Source organism: Paenibacillus sp. HGF5 (assembly GCF_000204455.1).
In the GTDB taxonomy this organism is placed as follows: Bacteria; Bacillota; Bacilli; order Paenibacillales; family Paenibacillaceae; genus Paenibacillus_AQ; species Paenibacillus_AQ lautus_A.
This window is the reverse complement of sequence record NZ_AEXS01000045.1, coordinates 1-3,030: the sequence shown is the minus strand read 5'-3', so window position 1 is coordinate 3,030 and position 3,030 is coordinate 1. Positions and strand designations below refer to the sequence as shown.

The window sequence follows — 3,030 nt, the reverse complement described above, 5'->3', positions numbered from 1 at the left end:
TATGGCGCCTGTTCATCGGAGACGACGGTCAATTGAATCCTAAAATCGTGGATGGCGAGGGTACGGACGAATTCAAACGCACGCTGCACAAAACGATTAAGAAAGTGACCGACGACTTTGAGCATCTGCGCTTTAACACAGCGATCAGCCAGTTGATGATATTCATCAACGAGGGGTACAAAACGGAAGTGCTTCCTCGCAAGGCGATGGAGAACTTCGTCCAACTGCTTTCCCCGCTTGCCCCTCACCTGGCTGAAGAGCTGTGGAGCCGTTTAGGCTACACGGAGAGCGTAACCTACGTGCCTTGGCCTGAGTTTGACGAGGCTTGGACCGTAGAGGCAGAAGTCGAGATCGTGGTGCAAGTCAACGGCAAAATCGTGGAACGCGCCAAAATCGCGAAAGACATGGACCAAGAAGCCATGCAACAACATAGCCTCTCCCTTCCAAATGTCAAGCAGGCGCTGGAAGGCAAGAGTATTCGCAAAATCATTGCCGTGCCGGGTAAACTGGTCAATATCGTGGCCGGTTAATCGTAAAACCGAAGGCAGCATCCAGTTTGGCCAAATCCTCCTCATACTTGTCGTGTGTGGTTTGGATCAATTGGTAGAACAACCCGTTCAGGTTCGATTCCAGCAGTGCCAGAGCCTGGGCCGTGATGCCTCCGGGAACCGCCACCCGCTTTTGCAGCTCTTCGGGGGAGAAGCCCTCCTCCGTTAGCAGCTTGCCGGTGCCAAGCAGCATTTCGCCGGCTAGTGCATTGAGGGACCTGCGGTCGATTCCGGTCATTTCAACGGCAGCGTCGATCCATTTTTCCATGAATAAACTTAAAAAAGCAGGCCCGCAGCTGGAGAAATCGGAAGTGATTCGCGTGTGCGATTCCAGTATCTTGAGCGGCCTGCTGATATAAGACAGGAGGCTTTCTATAAGCTGCCTGTCTTCTTCTTTTATTCGGGAACCATACATGCATAACGATGCTCCGCCTCCGGTGATGTTAGTGATGCTCGGTATGATTTTCGCTACCTTGCAAGGCAGCGATGATTCCAGATGGATCAGTTGGACCGGACTCGTGATGGATATGGCGATTTGCCGGGTTTCGAGCCGATCCTTGATTTCGCCGATGACCGTTTTGAATTCCAGCGGCTTGATACATAAAAACAGCAGGTCGCTTTGAGAAGCCGTCTCCGTGTTAGAGCTGCATACCGTCAGACCGGGATGACGTTTTGCCAGCTGCAGCGGCTTTTCAGGGCTTCGGTTGCTGACCCGAATCTGCTCAGGCAGGAGTGCGCCCGATTGAATGAAGGCATCGATCAACAGACTACCCATGCTGCCCGTACCGATAAAACCGACCTTCATGTGTAAGTTCCCTCCTTTCGCGCTTTACGGCAGAAATGTACCGTTCCTTACGTCTAATGTATGCGGGGAAGATGCCGATTCATGACGGTTTTTCATGCGATTTCGGTGGGGAAGCCGAAGATTATTCCAGAGTTTGTACGAATTGAACTTTGAAGTTAAGGAGAGGTCTTTTGATGAAACGGATATCTTTAGGTTGGAGCCTTGCCGCAACGCTTGCGGGCTGCGGACTCATCTTGTTTGCCGGCGGCACGGAACAGGGAATCGAGGGCTGGCAGCCGTTAAACGAACAGCTGGAGCAAGTCATGACCATGGAGGAGAGCGCCGGTCCGAAGGCGCTTGCTTCCGATTCCCGGGATAAGGATGCGGGAGGGGCTGCAGCCCCTGCCGACACTCGAACGGATTTTTCTGATGCTGCAAAGACCGCTCAGGGTGGACAAGGCGAGCACGCTACGAACGCGAAGGAACCGATGGCAAGTCTGGACCCGGCTGCTGCGGCCGGGAACGGCCAAGCAGCGGAAACCTCCCCATCTTCAGCTTCTGCACAGGCAGTCGTTTCTCCGGCTTCATCCCCTACGGAGGGTGTCGGGGAACCGGTCTCTGCCAATGAATCTCCAGCGCTGCCGCCGTCCATTCCGGATCCGTCCGGATTGATCAATGTGAATACGGCGGATGCAGCCACGCTGATGGAGCTGCCCGGCATTGGCGAGGCCAAGGCCAAGGCTATTATCGATTACCGGAATCAGTTCGGCCCGTTTCGAACTCAGGCCGACTTGATGAACGTAAAGGGCATCGGACCCAAAATGCTGGAGAAGATGAAGCCTTACGTAGGACTTTAGCTATGTGCTACAATAAAGGAGATATTGACAAGGAACAGGTGACAGAAGATGAGTGCAGATCAACGTAAAGATTGGGATACTTATTTCATGGATATTGCCTTTATGGTATCTACCCGTTCTCAATGCCCTCGGCGTCATGTGGGAGCGGTGCTGGTGCAGGGCAAGAAGCTGCTCGGGACGGCTTATAACGGCGCGCCGATGGGGGTGCCGGATTGCTCGGAAGCAGGTTGTATGATCGCGGAGGATTATGAATTGGTCGTGCAGGACGGCAAGGAAAGCATGGTGAAGAAGCAGCGCTGCATCCGCACGATTCATGCCGAGCAGAATCTGCTGCTGTTCACGGACCGGATCGACAGGGAGGGCAGTACGGTGTACGTGACAGACGAGCCTTGCTGGACCTGTGCGAACATGCTTGCCAACAGCGGCATTGTCGAGGTTGTGTTCCATCGTCCTTATCCCAAGGACTCCGGCAAGGTGTCCCGAATGATGGAACAGAAGGGGATTTCGTTCCGGCAGCTTGAAGCATACGAGCCGCCGCGCGAAACCTTGATGACGGTAGCGGAATAAATCATGCATTGACGATTGTGAATGATAGAAATAGGAAGTTATGGAGGAAGAACCTTTGACTGCGATTTGCAGGCAAGGGTTCTTTTTTTATTTCGTCAAGAAGGGGATACATTCAATGATGAAACGAAGGCCATTACTTGTGTTTACCGTGTTATGGGTGATCGGCAGCGGTGCTGCATGCCTGTATGACGGATGGAAGCTCGCCGTGATTGGGGTCGGGCTAATTCTTCTATTATTGGCTGTATGCCAGTGGGTGGGCGCAGGGCGCCTTTTT

General features: G+C 53.3%; 4 protein-coding genes. 3 read left to right on the top strand and 1 reads right to left on the bottom strand.

Annotation, left to right across the window (positions count from 1 at the left end; all coding sequences use genetic code 11):
• Positions 1-530, top strand: a 530-nt coding sequence (locus tag HMPREF9412_RS07670; protein ID WP_009590852.1) for a class I tRNA ligase family protein, incomplete at its 5' end; no start/stop codon positions are given.
• Here HMPREF9412_RS07670 and comER read toward each other — a convergent pair.
• Positions 511-1,353, bottom strand: a complete 843-nt coding sequence (gene comER / locus HMPREF9412_RS07665) for a late competence protein ComER (RefSeq protein WP_009590853.1) — start codon at positions 1,351-1,353, stop codon at positions 511-513. The two genes, HMPREF9412_RS07670 and comER, sit on opposite strands and share 20 nt — an antisense overlap.
• 173 nt (positions 1,354-1,526) lie before the next feature.
• On the opposite strand from comER, the gene HMPREF9412_RS07660 reads away from it, so the two are divergent.
• Both HMPREF9412_RS07660 and HMPREF9412_RS07655 read left to right on the top strand, forming a co-directional pair.
• Positions 1,527-2,189: a ComEA family DNA-binding protein gene (locus HMPREF9412_RS07660; protein WP_009590854.1), complete on the top strand. Its 663-nt coding sequence runs from the start codon at positions 1,527-1,529 to the stop codon at positions 2,187-2,189.
• Positions 2,190-2,237: 48 nt separating this feature from the next.
• The gene (locus HMPREF9412_RS07655) at positions 2,238-2,756 is read left to right on the top strand and encodes a deoxycytidylate deaminase (protein ID WP_009590851.1); all 519 of its coding nucleotides are present in this window, start codon (positions 2,238-2,240) and stop codon (positions 2,754-2,756) included.
• Positions 2,757-3,030 lie beyond the last annotated feature (274 nt).